This is a genomic window from Oleiphilus sp. HI0067 (assembly GCF_001635735.1).
The window spans coordinates 1-352 of record NZ_LWFI01000702.1 but is presented as its reverse complement, the minus strand read 5'-3'; the positions used below and the strand labels follow the sequence as shown (position 1 = coordinate 352).

Below are 352 nucleotides of genomic sequence, written 5' to 3'. Positions count from 1 at the left end.
ATAGAACAAACGGAAATGAATTCTTTTTAGACGGTATGAGCATTGACTATATCGCGCCGGATGCCACGTTGGCTTATAACCCTACCTCTGGAAAATTCGAGTACGTAGCATCTCAAGTGGATCTTGAATTGCGTGCTGATGCCATACGATTAAGCACTAATGCCAACAATAATGGTGTGTCTAACGATGTAGATAGCGGAGTATTGCTGCCGAGTTACGGAAGTCTTTGGTCTAAGTTAGCGTTGAGTCAATCTATTCAGCTAGGTGCCGGTGGTCGGGATGGCGTAGAAGGCTTTAATTTGGATACTCAGGCAACAATTTCTAGTTGGGATTTGGCTTGGGGTGATGATAC

At 44.3% G+C, this 352-nt stretch carries 1 protein-coding gene; it reads left to right on the top strand.

Annotated features, from left to right (window positions below):
- Positions 1-352: hypothetical protein (locus A3739_RS29660; protein WP_197472179.1), on the top strand; the 352-nt coding region annotated here is incomplete at both ends.